17 protein-coding genes are annotated in these 17073 nt (G+C 67.9%); 9 read left to right on the top strand and 8 right to left on the bottom strand.

All coding sequences use genetic code 11. The features are described 5' to 3' along the window. Positions 1 to 47: 47 nt before the first annotated feature. Complete coding sequence (locus ASC87_RS26225; protein ID WP_056669947.1) at positions 48 to 989, bottom strand: alpha/beta fold hydrolase; 942 nt, start codon at positions 987 to 989, stop codon at positions 48 to 50. A gap of 77 nt (positions 990 to 1066) precedes the next feature. Here ASC87_RS26225 and ASC87_RS26220 point away from each other — a divergent pair, with 77 nt between their 5' ends. Further along, positions 1067 to 1576: a GNAT family N-acetyltransferase gene (locus ASC87_RS26220; RefSeq protein WP_056670480.1), complete on the top strand. Its 510-nt coding sequence runs from the start codon at positions 1067 to 1069 to the stop codon at positions 1574 to 1576. Between the two features lie 36 nt (positions 1577 to 1612). On the opposite strand, the gene ASC87_RS26215 is transcribed toward ASC87_RS26220, so the two are convergent. Further along, positions 1613 to 3577: a PAS domain-containing sensor histidine kinase gene (locus ASC87_RS26215; RefSeq protein ID WP_235582304.1), complete on the bottom strand. Its 1965-nt coding sequence runs from the start codon at positions 3575 to 3577 to the stop codon at positions 1613 to 1615. A 137-nt stretch (positions 3578 to 3714) separates the two neighbouring features. Between ASC87_RS26215 and ASC87_RS26210 the strand changes: the two genes are divergently transcribed. From ASC87_RS26210 to ASC87_RS31280, 8 genes are all read left to right on the top strand, one after another. Continuing rightward, entirely contained in the window at positions 3715 to 4785 is a 1071-nt protein-coding gene (locus tag ASC87_RS26210) for an aldo/keto reductase (protein ID WP_056669942.1), read from the top strand. 50 nt (positions 4786 to 4835) lie between these two features. Continuing rightward, positions 4836 to 5327, top strand: coding sequence for a Cys-tRNA(Pro) deacylase (gene ybaK / locus ASC87_RS26205; RefSeq protein WP_056669939.1), 492 nt, complete (start codon positions 4836 to 4838; stop codon positions 5325 to 5327). Between the two features lie 25 nt (positions 5328 to 5352). Beyond that, the gene (gene plsY / locus ASC87_RS26200) at positions 5353 to 6003 is read left to right on the top strand and encodes a glycerol-3-phosphate 1-O-acyltransferase PlsY (RefSeq protein WP_056669936.1); all 651 of its coding nucleotides are present in this window, start codon (positions 5353 to 5355) and stop codon (positions 6001 to 6003) included. Next, positions 6003 to 6362 (top strand): RidA family protein, encoded by a 360-nt coding sequence (locus tag ASC87_RS26195; RefSeq protein ID WP_056669933.1) that lies wholly within the window; start codon positions 6003 to 6005, stop codon positions 6360 to 6362. The genes plsY and ASC87_RS26195 overlap by 1 nt, the downstream gene beginning before the upstream one ends. A 58-nt stretch (positions 6363 to 6420) precedes the next feature. Continuing rightward, positions 6421 to 6891 carry a DUF695 domain-containing protein gene (locus tag ASC87_RS26190; protein ID WP_235582303.1) on the top strand — a complete coding sequence of 157 codons (471 nt, stop codon included), beginning with the start codon at positions 6421 to 6423 and terminating at the stop codon, positions 6889 to 6891. 971 nt (positions 6892 to 7862) lie between these two features. Beyond that, positions 7863 to 8246, top strand: a complete 384-nt coding sequence (locus ASC87_RS32245; RefSeq protein ID WP_157604379.1) for a hypothetical protein — start codon at positions 7863 to 7865, stop codon at positions 8244 to 8246. A 95-nt stretch (positions 8247 to 8341) separates the two neighbouring features. Further along, positions 8342 to 9028, top strand: coding sequence for a M15 family metallopeptidase (locus ASC87_RS26175; protein WP_082568965.1), 687 nt, complete (start codon positions 8342 to 8344; stop codon positions 9026 to 9028). A 116-nt stretch (positions 9029 to 9144) separates the two neighbouring features. Continuing rightward, a complete protein-coding gene (locus ASC87_RS31280) occupies positions 9145 to 9615 on the top strand; it encodes a GNAT family N-acetyltransferase (protein ID WP_082568964.1) in 471 nt (156 codons plus the stop codon). Between the two features lie 49 nt (positions 9616 to 9664). On the opposite strand, the gene ASC87_RS26170 is transcribed toward ASC87_RS31280, so the two are convergent. The 6 genes from ASC87_RS26170 to ASC87_RS26145 form a co-directional block, all read right to left on the bottom strand. Further along, positions 9665 to 10966, bottom strand: a complete 1302-nt coding sequence (locus ASC87_RS26170; RefSeq protein ID WP_056669915.1) for a PepSY domain-containing protein — start codon at positions 10964 to 10966, stop codon at positions 9665 to 9667. Between the two features lie 14 nt (positions 10967 to 10980). Next, complete coding sequence (locus tag ASC87_RS26165) at positions 10981 to 13281, bottom strand: TonB-dependent receptor (protein ID WP_056669911.1); 2301 nt, start codon at positions 13279 to 13281, stop codon at positions 10981 to 10983. 113 nt (positions 13282 to 13394) lie between these two features. Next, a complete protein-coding gene (locus ASC87_RS26160) occupies positions 13395 to 13811 on the bottom strand; it encodes a hypothetical protein (RefSeq protein WP_056669908.1) in 417 nt (138 codons plus the stop codon). A gap of 20 nt (positions 13812 to 13831) precedes the next feature. Continuing rightward, positions 13832 to 15088 (bottom strand): MFS transporter, encoded by a 1257-nt coding sequence (locus ASC87_RS26155; protein WP_157604377.1) that lies wholly within the window; start codon positions 15086 to 15088, stop codon positions 13832 to 13834. 124 nt (positions 15089 to 15212) lie between these two features. Then, complete coding sequence (locus ASC87_RS26150) at positions 15213 to 15728, bottom strand: hypothetical protein (RefSeq protein WP_056669905.1); 516 nt, start codon at positions 15726 to 15728, stop codon at positions 15213 to 15215. A 25-nt stretch (positions 15729 to 15753) separates the two neighbouring features. Next, positions 15754 to 16875, bottom strand: a complete 1122-nt coding sequence (locus tag ASC87_RS26145; RefSeq protein WP_157604376.1) for a ParM/StbA family protein — start codon at positions 16873 to 16875, stop codon at positions 15754 to 15756. Between the last annotated feature and the right edge of the window lie 198 nt (positions 16876 to 17073).

Raw genomic sequence — 17073 nt, 5'->3', positions numbered from 1 at the left:
GTGGTTCTCTGTTGCCAAGCCCGCAATTTTGACACGTGCGGGCCCGGTCACTCGTCAAGGAAGGCCTTGAGGCGTTCCGCCAGCGCCCGCGGCTGGTCATGGTGCAGCATGTGGCCGGCGGGGGACAGCACGTGGGTGGCCACCTGCCGCACCGCCTTCAGCCGGTCGTGGAACTCGGCCTTCGAGTAGCGGTCGCCCCACCAGCGGCCGGTGTCGGTCTGGTCCCCCTCCATCCACAGCAGCGGCGCCTCGATGGCGGCCCAGCAGGCGAGCGCCTCATCCTTGCGGTACAGGTACGGGTTCACGCGCTTGTGGGCCGGGTCACCGAGGATGCGCCAGCGGCCGGCTGCGTCGGGGCGGGCCCAGTGTTCGGCCAGCCATGCCGCCCGGTCGGCCGGCAGCAGCGGGTTGTTCTTGCTCAGGCGCCGGGCCACGCCCGTGGCATCGGGGTAGCCGATCAGGTCGGTGGGTTCCTTCAGTTCGTCCAGCCACCGGGTGTAGCGGGCCGGGGCCTCCTCGGGGCGGGATGCGGGCTGGCCGAACCCCTCGAGGTTGACCAGCCGGCGGATGCGCGCGGGCCGGGCACCCGCATACAGCATCACGACGTTGCCGCCCATGCTGTGCCCCAGCAGGTCGACCTGCTGGTGGGCCGGGGCGGTGGCGAGGAGGGTGTCGAGCAGGGCGTCCAGGTCGCCCAGGTAGTCGGGGAACCAGTAGCTGTCGGCGAAGGGGGATTCGGTGAGCCCGAACCCGCGCCAGTCGGGGGCGATGACCCAGCGGTCGGGGCCTTCGAGCGCGGCCAGTTCGTCCACCGCGAACTGGAACGACGCCCCCACGTCCATCCAGCCGTGCAGCAGCACGAGCGGCGGTCGGTCGGGGGTGACGAGGGTGGCGTCGCCCCATTGGCGCACGTGGTAGCGCAATCCGCGCAGGTTCAGGAACTCGCTGTGACTTTCACGGCGTACAGCATACGGTGCGGACGGGGTCATGCATGAGATGATATTGCGGTGCACCAAGCGGCGTTGTCCGTCCGGTGACAACCTTCGACCCCCATGCCCGCCCGATCATGAGCAACGTCCCAAATTTCTCGATCCGACCCGCCGAACTCCGTGACGTCGCGCCCATGGTGGGCCTGATCCGCGAACTGGCCGAATTCGAGAAGCTCACGCACCTGCTGCAGGTCACCCCGGAGAAGCTCCGCCCGCACCTCTTCGGCGAAAAGCCGGTGGCCGAGGCGCTGGTGGCCGAAGCGGGCGGCGAGGTGGTGGCGTTTGCGCTGTACTTCACCAACTTCTCCACGTTCCTGGCCCAGCCCGGTTTGTACCTGGAAGACCTGTACGTGAAGCCGGCCGCGCGTGGCCAGGGCATCGGCGAAGCCATGCTGACGCGCCTCGCCAAGCTCACGGTGGACCGCAACTACGGCCGCTTCGAATGGTGCGTGCTCGACTGGAACGAAAACGCCATCGGCTTCTACCGGAAGATGGGCGCCTCCGTGATGCCCGACTGGCGCCTGTGCCGCGCCACCGGTGACGCGCTGCTCACGCTTGCCGGTCAGCCGCCAGCCGTCGCGGGCTGATTTCCGCCACGAGGATCTCGGCGGTGGGATGGTGGCTCACGACACCGTCTCCGTCACACCCAGGTGGAAGCTGAACGTGGTGCCTTCACCCGGCACCGATTCCGCCCGGATGGCACCGCCGTGTCGCTCGAGGATGCGTTGCACGATGGCCAGGCCCACGCCGGTGCCCTCGAACTCCTCGGCGCGGTGCAGGCGCTCGAACACGTGGAACAACTTGTGGGCGTACTTCATGTCGAAGCCGGCGCCGTTGTCACGCACGTAGAACTCGGTGCCATCGAACCCCACCTCCACGCGGGCGGACGGGCATTGGCGGGTGTACTTGAGGGCGTTCGACAGCAGGTTGATCCACACCTGGCGGAGCATGGCGGGATCACAGTCGCTGCGGGGCAGCACGCCCACGCGGATGTCGATGTCGCGGCCCTGCTGCATCGGGCTGAGCGTGTTCAGCGCTTCGCGCACCAGCAGTGCGGTGTCCACCGGGTGGCGGGTGAGCGCCTGGCGGCCGAGCCGGGCAAACGCCAGCAGGTCGTCGATCAGCTGGCCCATCTTCCGGGCGCTGTCGCGGATGATGTTCAGGTAGCGCCGGCCTGCCTCGGGCAACTGGCCGCCGAATTCCTGGGCCACCACCTTCGAGAACCCGTCGATGGCCCGCAGCGGCGCGCGCAGGTCGTGGGAAACCGAGTAGCTGAACGCCTCGAGGTCGCGGACGGCCGTCTGCAGTTCGGACGTGCGGGCCTCCACGCGGGATTCGAGATCGGCGTTCAACGCGAGCATCCGCGCTTCCGAACGGTGGCGCTCGGTCACGTCGGTGAGCGTGCCGTGCCAGACCGTGCTGCCGTCGGGTTCACGCACCGGCATGGAATGGGCCTCTACCCAGACGTCGCCGTGCTCCGGGTGGCGCACGCGGAACTCGCGGCGCCACGGTGTCAGCCGGGTGGCGGATTCCGCGATGCTCTCGCTCATGCCGAGGGCGTCTTCCGGGTGGATGCGGTCGGCCATGGCTTCCCGGCAGTCGGTCTCCAGCAGGTCGACGCGCACGCCATACAGGTCGGCCATGCGCTGTGCACCGAACGGCACCGTGTAGCGGCCGTCGCGGTGCAGGTGCAGCGAATGCACGACGCTCGGCGACGTGGCCGCGATGATGGCCACCCGGTCGCGCTGGCGCGCCAGTTCGTCGTTGGCGCGCTTGAGGTCGTCGATGTCGGTGCTGGTGCCGAACCAGTGCCGGATCTCGCCATTGGCCGTGCGCAGCGGGCGGCCGCGGGCCATGAACCAGCGGTCGGCGCCGTCATGGCGGCGGATGCGCATCTCGACGGCATACGGGGTGCCGGTGCGCACGGCCATCTGCCAGGCACGGGCCACGGCGGGGCGGTCGTCCGGGTGGATCTGCATCAGCCAGCCGTCGCCGAGCTGATCCTCCGCGGGCACGCCGGTGTACCGCACCCACTGCGGGCTCAGGTATTCCGTGTAACCGTCGGGCCGCGTGGCCCACACCAGCTGCGACAGCGTTTCCGCCATGTTGCGGAAGTAGCGTTGCCTGTCGCGCAGCGTGTCCTCCAGCTGGTGGCGCTCGGTGATGTCTTCGGCAATGCCCGTCAGGCGTTGCAGTTCGCCTTCGGGTGAAAGCACCGCGTGGCCGGTGTCGTGGATCCAGTGCTCGCGGCCGTCGGGACGCACCACGCGGAACTCGACGTCGTAGCGGCGCCGGGTCGGGTCGGCGGACCAGTGTTCAAAGGCGGCCCTGACCCGGGTGCGGTCGTCGGGGTGGACGCCGCGGATCCACTCGCTGCAGTCGGCGTACAGCGCGCGGACCGGGCGGCCCCACATGCGCTCGAACGACGGGCTCACGTAGGCGACGTGTTCGGTGGGGGCCAGTTCCACGACCCACAGGACATGGCTCGGCGCCGCGGCCACCTGCAGCAACGGGATGGCATCCTCCACCAGGGCGGTGAGAGCCGATGCGGGGTCGGGTGGGGCCGGGCGGGTCTCTGGATGTTGCATGCTGCCGAATGCCATGTCGCCTCCCCGGAGGTGTTGCCTGGCGCGATCGACGGCGCGGGTCGGTCTTGTCACCGGGCGTTTGCATGATGGATGATGGCCCGCCAGCAGCTTGTGCGGGTAGACCCTAAACTCGGGGGATGAGCACCTCCTTGCCCCTCGTTTCGCTCGGCCAGAGCGACCTCCGTGTCACGCCGATCTGTCTCGGCACCATGACGTTCGGCCAGCAGGTCGGCGAAGCCGCCGCCCACGACCTGCTCGACCAGTCGCTCGGGCGCGGCATCAACTTCATCGACACCGCCGAGATGTACTCGGTGCCGGCCCGCGCCGAAACCTATGGCGCCACCGAGCACATCCTCGGCACCTGGTTTGCCAGCCGCCCCGGCGCCCGCGACAAGGTGGTGCTCGCCACGAAGGTGGCCGGCCCTGCGCGCGGCATGCCGTGGATCCGCAACGGCGCACGCAACCTGCTGCCGGCCGACATCCACCAGGCCTGCGACGACAGCCTGCGCCGCCTGCAGACCGACCGCATCGACCTGTACCAGATCCACTGGCCCAACCGCAACGTGCCCACGTTCGGCAGCCTGTACTTCGACCCGTCGCGTGACGGCGCCTACACGTCCATCCACGAGCAGCTCGACGCCCTCGCGGGCCTCGTCAAGGCCGGCAAGGTGCGCTACGTGGGCCTGTCGAACGAAAGCCCGTGGGGCGTGCACGAGTTCGTGCGGCTCGCGGAGCAGCACGGGTTGCCGCGTGTGGCCACCGTGCAGAATCCCTATGCGCTCAACAGCCGCGCGCTCGACAACGGGCTCGACGAGACCTTGTACCGCCTGGGGGTCTCGCTGCTCGCCTACTCACCGCTCGGTTTCGGTGCGCTCACCGGCAAGTACGACGACGTGGGCCTGAACTCGGACGACAAACCCGGCCGCCTCGCGATGTTCGACTCGATGAAGCAGCAACGCTGGGCCCGCACGGAGGCGCTCGACGCCGCGCGCCACTACAACGCGCTGGCACGCCGCCACGGCCTCACCCCTGCGCAGATGGCGCTCGCGTTCTGCTACACGTCCTGGCGCGTGGCGAGCACCATCATCGGGGTGACGAAACCCGAGCAGCTTGATGCCAACATCGATGCCTGGGGCACGAAGCTGTCGCCCGAGTTGCTCGCCGAGATCGACACCTTGCGCTGGCAATACCGCGACCCTGCCCAATAACCGCTTGTCATCCCGGCGAACGCCGGGGACCCACCGCCCCCACCGACACGATGGCACGCAAGGACCACGCCTCCGAAACCCCGGCCACGCAGTGGCTCAAGCGCGAGAAGGTGCCGTTCACCGAGCACCTGTACGAGTACGTCGACCACGGCGGCACCACCGAATCGGCCCGCCAGCTCGGCGTGGACGAACATGCCGTGGTCAAGACGCTGGTGATGGAAGACGAGGCGGCCAAGCCGCTCATCGTGCTGATGCACGGCGACCGCCAGGTGAGCCTGAAGAACCTCGCCCGGCAGATCGGTGCCAAGAAGGTGGCGCCGTGCAAGCCCGAGGTGGCCCAGCGGCACAGCGGGTTCCTGGTGGGGGGCACGTCGCCGTTCGGCACGCGCAAGGCCATGCCGGTGTACGTGGAGGCCACCGTGCTGGACATCGCCACCATCCTGATCAACGGCGGACGGCGCGGATACCTGGTTGGAATCGACCCCCGCGTGCTGGTGGAACGGCTCGGCGCCAGACCGGTGCAGTGCGCCGGTGCAGAATGACGGCCTTCGCCATTCATCGAGCCCCATGGAGACTCTCACCGTTTTTGCCGCTGCCGTCGCGGCCTACCTGATCGGCTCCCTGTCGTTTGCGGTCATCGTCAGCCGGGTGATGGGGCTCAGCGACCCCCGCAGCTACGGTTCGGGCAACCCCGGCGCCACCAACGTGCTGCGGTCGGGCAACAAGCTCGCTGCGGTGCTGACGCTGCTGTTCGATGCCCTGAAGGGCTGGCTTCCCGTGTTCCTGGTGGAGCGTTTCGGCGGACCTCTCGGGCTCGGTGAAGGCACGATGGCCCTCGTGGGCCTCGCGGCGTTCCTCGGCCACCTGTGGCCGGTGTTCTTCCGCTTCCACGGTGGCAAGGGTGTCGCCACCGCGGCCGGCGTGCTGCTGGCGCTGAACCCCTGGCTGGGCCTGGCCACGCTGGCCACCTGGGTCGTGATCGCGGTGTTCTTCCGGTATTCGTCGCTGGCCGCCATCGTGGCCGGCTTCTTTGCGCCGTTCTACCAGTTGCTGATCTGGGGCGCGGGCCCCACGGCGCTGGCCGTGGCCGTGATGGGCGGGCTGCTGGTCTGGCGCCACGGACCCAACATCCGCAAGCTGATGGCCGGCACCGAAAGCAAGCTCGGCCAGAAGGCCCCGGCGGCTCCGGCCGCTGCCCCGAAAAAAGGACACCCCTGATGACCAACCCCGTGCGCCGTTTCCACGTGGGTGACCGCCTCTCCGAGATGGCGGTCTTCCACGGCACCGTCTACCTCGCGGGGCAGGTGCCCGACGACGGCACGCTCGACATCCGCGGCCAGACCCGCCAGGTGCTGGCCCATGTCGACCGGCTGCTTGCCGAGGCCCATACCGACAACGCCCACATCCTGATGGCCCAGATCTTCCTGGCCGACCTCGCCGACTTCGACGGCATGAACGAGGTATGGGACGACTGGGTGCCACCGGGCGATGCGCCCCCGCGTGCCACCGTGCAAGCCCGCCTGGCCAACCCCGCGTGGCGCATCGAGATCGTGGTGACGGCGGCCTTGCGCGTCTGAGGCGGTGTTGGGCCTCGCCCACCACGTTAGGCGTCGTATGGCGGAATCGAATATTCGCGTGGTTGTTCCAGAAGCGCATTTCACGGTATTCCGAACGAGTCGGTCGGGCCTGCCAGAGGTTGTGTCGGTCAACGATGCACTGTTGTCGTTCCGCGATATCCGAATCTTCCGCTGGCATCTATGCGTGACCATTGCCGCCGTCGACGTGGCTGAAAATCGTCTTCCGTCGAAGGATGAGATGGACGTCCTCTACATGATCGGAGATGAGATTGAGGACGTCGTGCTTGGTGGACGAACGGAGCACGACTCCAACAACGCGGTGATCCTGGCTACAAGTGCATGGGATGCGACGCGTGAAGTCCTGTTTCAGGTATATGACCCAGAGATTGCGCACGCCGCTCTACAGAAATTGCTGCATGGCAAGCTGTGGCCGCGGAAGTGGAACTACGAGATGGATGACGATCCAGAGTGGTCCAATGCTGCCTTTCTTTTCAAGCTCTTCCCCTTGGCAAAAGGCGATGACGCCTAACCCGTCCGTCGATCGGACGTATTGCCAACCGCTTCGCGAAGCCATCTTGTCCAGGCGCACATGCGAGCACCATTGACGCTGTTACTTTCTGGGGCCTCAGCATTGCTGTATGCCGCGAGTCTTTCGTTGCCTGCGTTCAGCTGCGCACACACCAGGAGCTTTCTGGGCATAGAGGTTCTCGCGATCGGATCGATGGGGCTACTTGCTTTCGATCCTCGTTGGTTTGGCAACATCGGGTTTGCGGTCCTCTTGTTTGCGTGCGTCAAACCGGTGCCGCGGTTTCGGCCAAGATTCGTTGCCGCGACGGCGGCGCTCGCCATCGGGGCGCTTGTTGCCGAGGCGACTGGATGCGGGTTCGTTGCTGGGGCGCCCGGAGCTGCACTTGGGCTGGCCATGGGCGGGCGTCTTTGGGTGGCCGCCTTGCTTTTTGTATGCGTCGCGAACCTGTCGCTCCTTCGGTCGAGCCGAGCGACTGCAAAATCCAGCGACGCAACACAAGAGTGAGTAGGCAGCCAGCGCAGATGGGCCGCGGTCCAGGTGGCGCGGCCGGCATAGGTCACGCCGTTGCGCGGCATCAGGGCCTTGAGGCGGTGGCGTACGTTGCGCTGCTCGCGCACGGCGGCCTCACGGGCACGCACGAGGTCACGCATGGCTTCGTCGGCACCGTCGGGAACCCGCACGGTGGTGAGGTCACCGGAACGGGCCAGGCGGGCCAGGTATCGCAGGCTACGGTCTTGTTTGGCTCTCACCGCTGCTGAGTACTTTGAAAGGAGCAAGTTTCCTCGTGGCCGTTTTCGCGTTCTTGGTGCTGTCTCTTTGGCTTCGCTTCCGTCAGCACCCTAAGGTCACGAGCGCGATCATCGACGACGTCATTGACGTGCTTGGCCCGCAGCATCGCCCGTCCATCGATCGTGCGTCACCAAGGCGGCTGTGCCGCTCCGGCGACGCTCAGTTAGCTACACAGAGGAAACATGAGCTTCAGTAAACTTCTATGGATCACGGCGCTGGTCGTTATTGCTTATGACGTTGTGGCTTCGCTTGCGTCATTGATCCTAGGTTTTTCATACGCTTACGCTGGAATTGGTTCAGCGATCATCTACGCCGGCGCTGGCTTCCTCGCAGCCAGTGCCGTTGGATTCCGGCCGACTATTCTCGTCGGCGTCGCCGCGGGTTTGGTCGATGCAACCATTGGTTGGACCGTCTCGTGGGCAATAGGGCCTGGTCGACTTGCTAGCGGTGAACTGTCTCTTGCGAAGTGGTTTGGCGCAGCAAGTTCGGTGGTCGTTCTTGCAGTCGTTTGTGCAGCGGCCGGAAGCTTCATTGCTCGCCAAGTTCGGGCACGCAGGGTTGCCTAACCCATCCATCGAGCGGACGTCCCAAAGCCTTCGGCTTTGTGCCGCCGCTCATATCAAACGTTAGGCTGAACTGAAAACAGTCGCTGCACACAGAGATGCTCAACGAATCCGAAATCACCGGCAGGGCCAGGACGCACGTGTCCCAGTTCACCGAGCCTCGGTTCGCCGCACAGCAAGCGGCGGGTGAGGCTTTCCTTGCAATGCGCGCAGACGCCATTCGAGCGGGTTTCGATCTCATCCCGTACAGCACGTTCAGGGACTATCGAACTCAGCTGCGCATCTGGAATGGCAAGTTCAGCGGCAAGAAACCTCTGTACGACATGGACGGCAATGTCCGAGACCACTCGAAGCTGTCGCCGTCCGAAGTCGTCGATTGCATTCTGAACTGGTCGGCCCTTCCTGGTGGAAGCCGCCACCAATGGGGGACTGAGATTGATGTCGTGGATGGCGCCGCGATGCCCCCAGGGTACGAGCCAAAACTTCTTCCCGAAGAGGTCGGGCCCGGCGGCATATTCCATCCGCTGCATTGTTGGCTCGATGCCAACATTGGGAAATACGGCTTCTTCCGACCGTACAAGTTCTTCAAGGGTGGCATGTATCCGGAGCCTTGGCACTTGAGCTATGCGCCGTTGTCGATGCAAGCGGTGGAACAAGTGACGCCCGAACTTCTGACGCGCGTGACGGAAGAGGCGGATATCCTGGGCAAGGCTCTGGTTCTCGAGCGAATTCCGCAGATCTACGCCGATCACATTCGGAACTATGTGTTGCCAACGGAGCAGTAGCAGGCCCCAACCAACAAGGCGGCCTAACCCATCCGTCGAGCCGACGTCACCAAAGCGGCTGCGCCACTTTGGCGCCGCCGCTCATGTCAAACGTTGCCGTGGTTTCGAATCCACCCATGTACACAGTCGAGAGTGAAGACCCGAGTTCCGCCGATGGCTCGGCCCTTATCGAGGCTTTGTCCGATGCCCTGGCCAGGATCACGGGGAGCGATGGACGGTTGTCATTCGATCCCGGCGATGTTCAAGGGCCTCGTGCACGCTTCGTTGTAGCGCGTGCTGAATCCGGCATCCCGGTCGGGTGTGGCGCCTTTCGCCCGATGGGCGAGGCCGTTGCAGAAGTCAAACGAATGTACGCGGCTCCGGGAACCGTTGGGGTCGGCAGCGCTGTGTTGGCCCATCTGGAATCAGAGGCAGCAAAGCTAGGCTACTCTGAGCTCTGGCTCGAAACTCGCATCGTCAATGCGCGCGCCGTCGCCTTCTATGAGCATCGAGGCTATTCACGCATCCCAAACTTCGGCAAGTACGTCGGGCGAGCCGAGGCCATTTGCCTTGCCAAGAGATTGCCTGCAACTGCAACAGACGGCTGACCCTTCCTTCAAGCGGACCCGCCTGCGGCGGTCCGCTCAAGTCAAACGTTCAGGCCAGGCGCTGGCGGCGTGAGCCGAACCAGCGCAGGGCCTCCAGGGCCACCATCACCAGCAGGCTCCACCCGAATACCGGCATCGCCACTGCCATCGCGGCGAAGGCGGCCCACCAGCCGGCCGGCACACCCCGCAGGTCCACCGGGGACAGCGGCGGCGCGGCGAGTGCACCTGCCGGGCGCCGCAACCACCACATCACCAGGCCCGACACGGCCGAAAACACCGCGGCCAGCGCCACGAGCGCCAGCACCACCTGGTTCCACACGCCGTACTCGGCCCGGTGGAACGGGATGCCCACGGCGGTGGCCTTCGCGAGCGCCGGCAGCTGCGCCCAGCCCGAATGGAACAGCGTCTGGCCGGTGCGGGCGTCGAGGGCCATCGTGAAGCGGCGGTCCGGCTGCGAGCGGTCGAAGTTCTCGGCACGCCACACGCCGTTGGCGGTTGACGGGGCGATGAGCTGCAGCGACACGTCGGGTGCGTCCCGCCGTGCATGTTCCCAGGCCGCTTGCCAGCCGAGGCGCGGGGCGTCACCCGGTGCCGATTGCAGCGCTTTCGGCAGGCGAGGGGCTTCCTGGCCGGTCGCCTGCTGCAACACGCGGAAGCGCTCTCCGGCATGGCGCGACCAGGTGAGGCCGGTCACCAGCACGACAGCCAGCACCACCCCGCACACGATCGCCACGGTGGCGTGCAGGTCGCGCCACGTGACCCGGCCCCGGCCGAGGCGCGGCACGAGCGCGCGCCAGCCGGGCCCGCCGTGCCGCTGCGGTCGCGGCCACCACATGGCAAGCCCGGTCACGAACAGCACCAGCATCCAGCTCGCGCCCAGTTCCATCACCCAGCGCCACCCCTGGCCCTGCAGCGCCGATGAATGCAGCTTCTTGGCCCAGGTCTTGAACCGCGCCATCTCGGGCAACTGGCCGAGCACCCGGCCGGTGTACGGGTCCACGTAGACGATGCTGCCGGTGGGCAGCCCGTGGTCGTGCGAGGCGCCGGTGTGGTGTTCGTGGGGCGCGGCGAGGTACACCTGCGTGCTGTCGCCGGGCGCGTACCCGGGGACCACGTGGCGCAACGCCGCGTCCGGGGCCGCCGCCAGCGCCGCGTCGACCTGCTGGTCGAGCGGCACCCGGGCCGGGCCCACGGCCACGGTGTCGAGGTGGCCGTGGCGCCAGGCCTCGACCTGCGGCGTGAACACGTACAGCAGCCCGGTCAGCGCCGCGAACAGCACGATGGGGGCGCCCACGAGGCCGCCCCAGAAGTGCAGGCGGCGGAACAGGCGGTGCAAGGCGGGGGAGGTCATTGGCGTGGCTCCGGTCAGTTCGTGAACCGCAGCTCGGCGAACAGCGTGCGGCCCGGGTACGGGTGCGACTGGTACGCGCGCTGGTCGGTGGCGTTGTTGACCCCGAGGGCCAGTTCCAGCTCGCGCGTGGCCTTCCAGGCACCGCGCAGGTCGAGCTGGTTGACGCGGGAGACCCCGCCGTACACGTCGGGGTTCACGTCCGCGTTGTACTGGTCGTTGTAGGCGCGGCCCTGGTGGCGGTAGCCGCCGGAGAGCATCCAGTCGTCAAGCGGCCGCCAGGTCACCTGCACTGCTGCGCGTGTGCGGGGCACGCGCAGCCAGCGCTTGCCCACCATCGCGGGGTCGTTCTGGTTGGCGGTCACCTTGCTGCTGAACGTGTAGGCCCCGCTGGCCTCCAGGCCCACGCCCTTGGCCAGCAGGTCCTGCGCCGACCACACGAACTCGATGCCGGTGGTCTTCACCTCGTCGACGTTCTGCACGCAGGTGTAGGTGGTGGCGGTGGTGGTGGAGGACGGGCACACGGTGGGGTCGGTGGTCGACTGGCGGAGGATCGCGTCGCGGACGCGGTCGTGGTACAGCGAAACCCGCAGGGTCTGGGTCGTCCAGGTGCGTTCGGCACTCAGCTCGATGGCGTCCGACGTCTCCGCCTTCAGGTTGGGGTCGGCGGACGTGACGGTAGAGCCAGTGGTCGTCGCGTTGTACAACTCCTCGACGTTCGGGAAGCGCACGCCCCGGCCCACGCTCACCGACAGCAGCAGGTTGTCGGTCGCGCTGAACGAGAGGGCGGCCTTCGGCGAGTGGCCGCGCAAGTGGCGGGTGTCGTAGGACGTGGTGGTGCCTGCGAGCAATTGTTCGCCGCCGTGGGCCCGGAACCATTCCTCGCGCCAGCCGGCGGTCAGCTTCCAGTCGTCGGCGAATCGCCAGGCGTCCTGCGCGTACACCGCGGTGATGTCGGTTCGGCCGCGATAGCGTTGGTTCGGTGTGTCGGCCGTGCCGCGCCAGTCGGTGGCCTGGGCCACGGTGTTGTCGAGGCGGTAAGCGTTGCGGTGCACGCCGGCGGCCAGCGTGTGGCGGCCACCGGTCCAGTCGCCGGGCGTGGGGGTCCACGAGCCCTGGACCTCGGCGGTGCGCCAGCCGGTGCCGTCGCGGTTGGTCACGGTGCCGGCGCCGGCGTCCGGCGAGTCGGCCTGGCGGGCCAGGTCCTTCAGGATGCGGTAGTCCGACACCACGAGTGAGCTGTTCCAGCCGGCGCTGCGGCGTGTCTTCAGCGTGGCGCCGAGTTGCTGGTGCGACTCCTGCCGTGCGCTGGGGGCAAAGGCGGCGTCCGGGACGACATACGAGTAGGTGCCGTCGGTCACGGTGCCCTTCCACACCCGTGCGCCGGAGGCATCGCGCAGGAAGGTCTCGTTGCGCATCTCGCTGTCGTTCTGCCACCACGAGGCCATCATGCTGGCCTCGAGTTCCGGCGTGATCCGGTAACCGGACCGCAGGTTCACGGTGTCTTGCAGCGTGTGGTCGATGGCCCCGCCTCCGGCGCCGAACACGGCACGGCGCGCGCCCTTCGGGTCGGTGTCGTAGGTGATGCCGGTGACCTGCGTGGCGCCGGATGCCACCCCGGGCGTCCCCAGCGGGGCGGTCTGGTACTGCATCGGCTGCGACGTGGTGTCCTGGTGGTTCAGGTCGGCCGTGAACCACAGGCCCGATTCGAGCCGGTTCCCCGCGTGCAGCGACAGCTGCCCGCCGTCGTGGTGGTCGTCCTGCCCGTACTGGTCGAACCGCTGCCGGTGGGCGATCAGCCGGCCCGACAACTCGAGCGTCTGCGGGGTGCGCTGGGTCACCGCCACCGTGGTGCCGATCGAGTTGCCGGGCAGCAGCGCGGAGTAGGGGCCGTACAGCATGTCGACGCGTTCGATGGCCTCGGGCGAGATCATGTTCCACCGCGGCGCGTCGAAGCGGCCGAGGAAGTTGCTGATCAGGTAGCCGTCCAGGTACACGAGGGCGCGCGACGGTTGCAGCGTGCCGAAGCTGCGCCCGGCGATCAGCGCGTTGCGGTCGCCGATGTAGCGCTTGCGGATGGTCGTGTTCGGCGCGTATTGCAGCGCGTCTTCCGGGTTCACGAGGTTCTGCTCGCGCAGTTGCTCGGCGGTCTTGCTGGTGATCGCGCTCGGGCTGCTGGGATGCAGGCCGTTGCGGGAGGCGCTGCCGGAGACGACCACCGGGGCGAGTTCGGTGTCGGTGGCAACACCCTGGGCGAGCGCGGCCTGGGACAGCGCGGCGCACGCGAGCGCCGCGGCCAGGGGAGTGACGTGGGTCATGACGGACGGATCGTGGGCCGGTGCGCACGCGAGGCGTGGCCGGCCGGAATGGGAACGCGCCTGTCCGGGGAAAGGACGGCCGCGTGGCGACCGGGCGCCGCAGGCGCCCGCGATCAGGCCGCGTGGGGTGGGGCGTGCAGGCGTGCGGTGAGCCAACGCTGGCTGGCGTCGGCCGGGGCCGGGTGGCCGGGCGCAACCAACGGAGCAGCGGCGGCCTGGGCCGTGGGCAGCTGCGGCAGGGCGGCGGCAGGCACCGGGGCCCAGGGGCCGAGCAGCGACGCCAGCGTGCAATGGCTGTCGGCGGCCGCGTGCGGGGCCGCGGGTTCGGCCGGGCTGTCCACCGGGACGGTTCGCACGCCGTAGACCGAACACACCTCGACCAGCGCCACGTCCTGGCCGTGCGCCGCGGCGATGGCCAGCAGCGGCACCGCCGCCTTGAGCAGCAGCAGCGCCACCATGGCCCACAGCCACGCCCGGGGGTGTGGGATGCGGGATGGGCGGGGGCGCAGCGGCAACATGGCGGTGGGCATTATCACCGCTGCGCGGGAGGTCAGGGCAGGGCGCCGGCCTCCTGCCGCACTTCGGGCGCCGTGGTGCGGTGGAGCCGCCACAGCAGGGCCAATGCGGTGACCAGCGCGCCGACCACCACGTAGCCGACCACGTCGAAGTGCTGCAGCTTGCCGTCGGCCCCGAGCACGACGATGTGGCCCGCGATGACGGAGGCGATCCCGCCCGACAGTTGCTGGATCGAGGCGCTGATGGCGTTGAACGAACCCCGCTGCGCGGGAGACGGGACCGAGGCCATCAAGGCCTGGAAGGGAATGATGCGCGAGAAGATCCCGACGAACATCACGGCGTTGATGGCCACCAGCACGGGCAGGGAGACCGGCCCCAGGTGCGTGTAGACCAGCACCATCACGATGGACAGCGCCGAGCCGGCCACGAACACCTGGAACTTGCCGTACTTGTCGGCGGCCCGCCCGATCAGCGGACCGAACAGGATGGTGCACAGGCCGGTGACCAGGTAGACCGTGGGCAGGCTATGCAGGTCGATGCCGAGGTTGCCCACGATGTAGGCGCTGCTGAAGGGCATCAGCATGAAACCGCCGGTGGCCACGAGCGCCGTGGTGGCAAACGCCAGCAGGTGGCGTGGCTCGGCCAGGGTGTGGTGCAGGTGTTTCCACGGGCCGCGTTCCTGCGGCAGGGCGAGGTGGCCGGTGACGGGCCGCATGCCCCAGGCCACGACCACGCCGCCGGCTGCCCCGATGGCGGCCATCGCCAGGAACGGCACGTGCCAGTTCCAGTGGTTGGACAGGTACAGGCCCACCGGGATGCCCAGCACCTGGCTGGCCGCGAAGGCCGTCTGGATCACCCCCATGACCCGGCCGCGCATCTGCTGCGGGAACAGGTCGGTGGCGATGGCGAGCACCACGGACCCGATGACACCGCCGAACAGCCCGGTGACAATGCGGGCGATCAGCAGGGTTTCGAAGCTGTTGGCGATGCCGCACCAGACCGTGCCGAGCACGAAGCCGGTGTAGAAGAACAGCAGCAGCTTCTTGCGGTCGAACCGGTCGGCGAACCCCGCGGTGAGCAGGCCGGACGCACCGGCGCTGAACGCGTAGGCCGACACGATCAACCCGAACTGCTGGGTGTCGATGGACAGCGCCGGCATGATCAGGGCGCCGAGCGGCGCCATCAGCATGAAGTCGAGGATGACGGCGAACTGCAGGAAGGCGAGCATCCCCACCACGAACTTCTGGTAGCGGGAGAAGCGGGGCGGTGGTATGGCGGCGGGCGGATTCATGGGGTCCCTGAGGTTGTTCCGGGTCAGGCCGCACGCGCGGGCGTGCGGCGAAGACCCCTGTGACCGGAAGGCGTTCCAGGCGGCCAGATATTGAGCGCCACCAGAAATAAAGTCCACCGCGGGCTCAGCCGTTCTTGAACAGGCCCTTGTCCTTCATGCGCATCAGCCGGGACCGGGAGGCGGGCTTCTGCGCGAGCGACACGAGGTGCAGGGTGTCATCCGCGTGGTGGACCAGGGGGTCGCCGGTGTCGTGGGCCTCGGGTGGGGCGCTGGTGGGGTCGGGTTCAGGTGCCACGTCGGGGACCACGTCCATCAGCACCGGCAGCGGCCGGGCCACGAGCCGTTCGGCCACGCGGGGTTCGGGTGCTGACATGGGGTTCGCTGCAGGTTCCGGCACCGCATCGATCGCCAGGTCGATGAAGTCGTCGAGCGTGGGTGGCGAGGGCCGCTGGTGAGCGGCCGGCGTGGGGCCGATGGCCGCGGCACCGTGAATGCGCACGTTTTCCCACACGAGCCCGGCAGCAGCCAGTTGCCGCATGCGCTCGCCTCGTGTCCGGGCGCTTCGCATCCCCGCGAGCGCCGCGTGGAGCTCGGGGTAGACCTCGCTGTCGATCTCGATGTCCAGTCGGACGGTGGCCATGCGCGGGGCCGGCAGCAGCGGGGCTTCAGCCTTCGGCGATGGCCTCGCCGATCATCTGGAAGCCGCGCACGTTGGCGGCCATCGATTCCGGCATGACAAACACCGGGATGGCGGGGAAACGCTTGGCCAGCACGTCGCGGTAGCGTTCCGGGTGCCCGCCCACGATCACCATCAGGTCGATGATTTCATGGGCGTCGCGCAGGCCGTCGACCATGCGGTTGATGGAGTCCTCGATGACACTCATGATCACCGGTTCATAGCGGTCCAGGTCGTGGGCCACGCCGGCGAGTTTCACTGGCGCCTGCTTGCGCAGCGCGTCGTTGATGCGTGGCATCACGGCCGGGCCCAGCGGCCGGCCGATCTCGGCGGCGAGCGATTCCTGCACCGCGCGCACCACCCGGTGGCGGCCGGCGTCCGACGCCGCGCCACTGGCGCGCGGGTTGATGGACCCCTGCTGGATCAGCAGCCAGTCGAGCGTGTGTTCGCCCGCGTCCACCATCAGCACCGAGAGGTCGTCGAGCACGTCGCCGCTGGCCAGCGGCTGGAGCGCACCGCCGGTCTTGGCGATGACGGCATTGAGTTCGGCGAGGTGGTCGTCGAGCGCGGCATAGCCGCCCATGGGCTGGGCCTGCACCACCACCTTGGCGACCGACACGATCTTGCCGTCACCCACGTCGATTTCACCTTCGTAGTGGGCCCGCAGGTAGTCGCGGCGCTTCGCGTCGTTGTACTGGTTGACCGGCAGGCCCAGCACCAGCACGTCGACGCGGGTGTCACCGGCCTCCACCATGTAGCGCAGCGCTCCCTTGGTGAGCGCCTCGTAGATGGTGCCCCGGTAGAACTCGTCGGTCACGTCGCGGCCGAAGCTGCCGCCGGCCTGGGCCAGGCCCACGTCGCGGCCCACCTCGTACAGCGCGCCGTTGACCGGCACGTCGAAGGTGTCGCGCCGGCGGGTGCCGAGCGTGCGCACCGCGCTCGCATCCGCCGGGATGGCCATGGACGGGAAACTGATGATGGCGACACCGTCGCCATCGCGCACGCTCAGCTTGACGAGGCCGAAGCCCACGTCGATGGCGCGCACGACGGGCGTGGCCGCACTCTGCTTGGCACTGACTTCGCGCAGCTTGGAGGTGTTGGGCGTGGGCATCGTGGTCCTCTCGTGGGTGATGTTCGACAGGCCCACGCTGCCACCTGCGCCGTGCGGAACCTGCCGATTCGTTGCCTGCGCTTGCACCGGTCTCCGGACTGCGCAAGAGGTTTTGTTTATAGCCCCTCGCCCCCGTTGCGGGCAGTGAATTCAACACCTGCGGCAAGGACATCCGCTTCCGGGCAGGGCCGGCTGCGC

The sequence above is a fragment of the Rhizobacter sp. Root1221 genome (genome assembly GCF_001425785.1).
In the GTDB taxonomy this organism is placed as follows: domain Bacteria; phylum Pseudomonadota; class Gammaproteobacteria; order Burkholderiales; family Burkholderiaceae_C; genus Rhizobacter.
This window is presented reverse-complemented; position numbering and strand designations above follow the sequence as displayed.

Bases quoted from the DNA above. Each gene is read 5' to 3' on its own strand.
- ASC87_RS26225 (WP_056669947.1), bottom strand. From the start codon at position 989: ATGACCCCGTCCGCACCGTATGCTGTACGCCGTGAAAGTCACAGCGAG.
- ASC87_RS26220 (WP_056670480.1), top strand. From the start codon at position 1,067: ATGAGCAACGTCCCAAATTTCTCGATCCGACCCGCCGAACTCCGTGAC.
- ASC87_RS26215 (WP_235582304.1), bottom strand. From the start codon at position 3,577: ATGCAACATCCAGAGACCCGCCCGGCCCCACCCGACCCCGCATCGGCT.
- ASC87_RS26210 (WP_056669942.1), top strand. From the start codon at position 3,715: ATGAGCACCTCCTTGCCCCTCGTTTCGCTCGGCCAGAGCGACCTCCGT.
- ybaK (WP_056669939.1), top strand. From the start codon at position 4,836: ATGGCACGCAAGGACCACGCCTCCGAAACCCCGGCCACGCAGTGGCTC.
- plsY (WP_056669936.1), top strand. From the start codon at position 5,353: ATGGAGACTCTCACCGTTTTTGCCGCTGCCGTCGCGGCCTACCTGATC.
- ASC87_RS26195 (WP_056669933.1), top strand. From the start codon at position 6,003: ATGACCAACCCCGTGCGCCGTTTCCACGTGGGTGACCGCCTCTCCGAG.
- ASC87_RS32245 (WP_157604379.1), top strand. From the start codon at position 7,863: ATGAGCTTCAGTAAACTTCTATGGATCACGGCGCTGGTCGTTATTGCT.
- ASC87_RS26175 (WP_082568965.1), top strand. From the start codon at position 8,342: ATGCTCAACGAATCCGAAATCACCGGCAGGGCCAGGACGCACGTGTCC.
- ASC87_RS31280 (WP_082568964.1), top strand. From the start codon at position 9,145: ATGTACACAGTCGAGAGTGAAGACCCGAGTTCCGCCGATGGCTCGGCC.
- ASC87_RS26170 (WP_056669915.1), bottom strand. From the start codon at position 10,966: ATGACCTCCCCCGCCTTGCACCGCCTGTTCCGCCGCCTGCACTTCTGG.
- ASC87_RS26165 (WP_056669911.1), bottom strand. From the start codon at position 13,281: ATGACCCACGTCACTCCCCTGGCCGCGGCGCTCGCGTGCGCCGCGCTG.
- ASC87_RS26160 (WP_056669908.1), bottom strand. From the start codon at position 13,811: ATGCCCACCGCCATGTTGCCGCTGCGCCCCCGCCCATCCCGCATCCCA.
- ASC87_RS26155 (WP_157604377.1), bottom strand. From the start codon at position 15,088: ATGAATCCGCCCGCCGCCATACCACCGCCCCGCTTCTCCCGCTACCAG.
- ASC87_RS26150 (WP_056669905.1), bottom strand. From the start codon at position 15,728: ATGGCCACCGTCCGACTGGACATCGAGATCGACAGCGAGGTCTACCCC.
- ASC87_RS26145 (WP_157604376.1), bottom strand. From the start codon at position 16,875: ATGCCCACGCCCAACACCTCCAAGCTGCGCGAAGTCAGTGCCAAGCAG.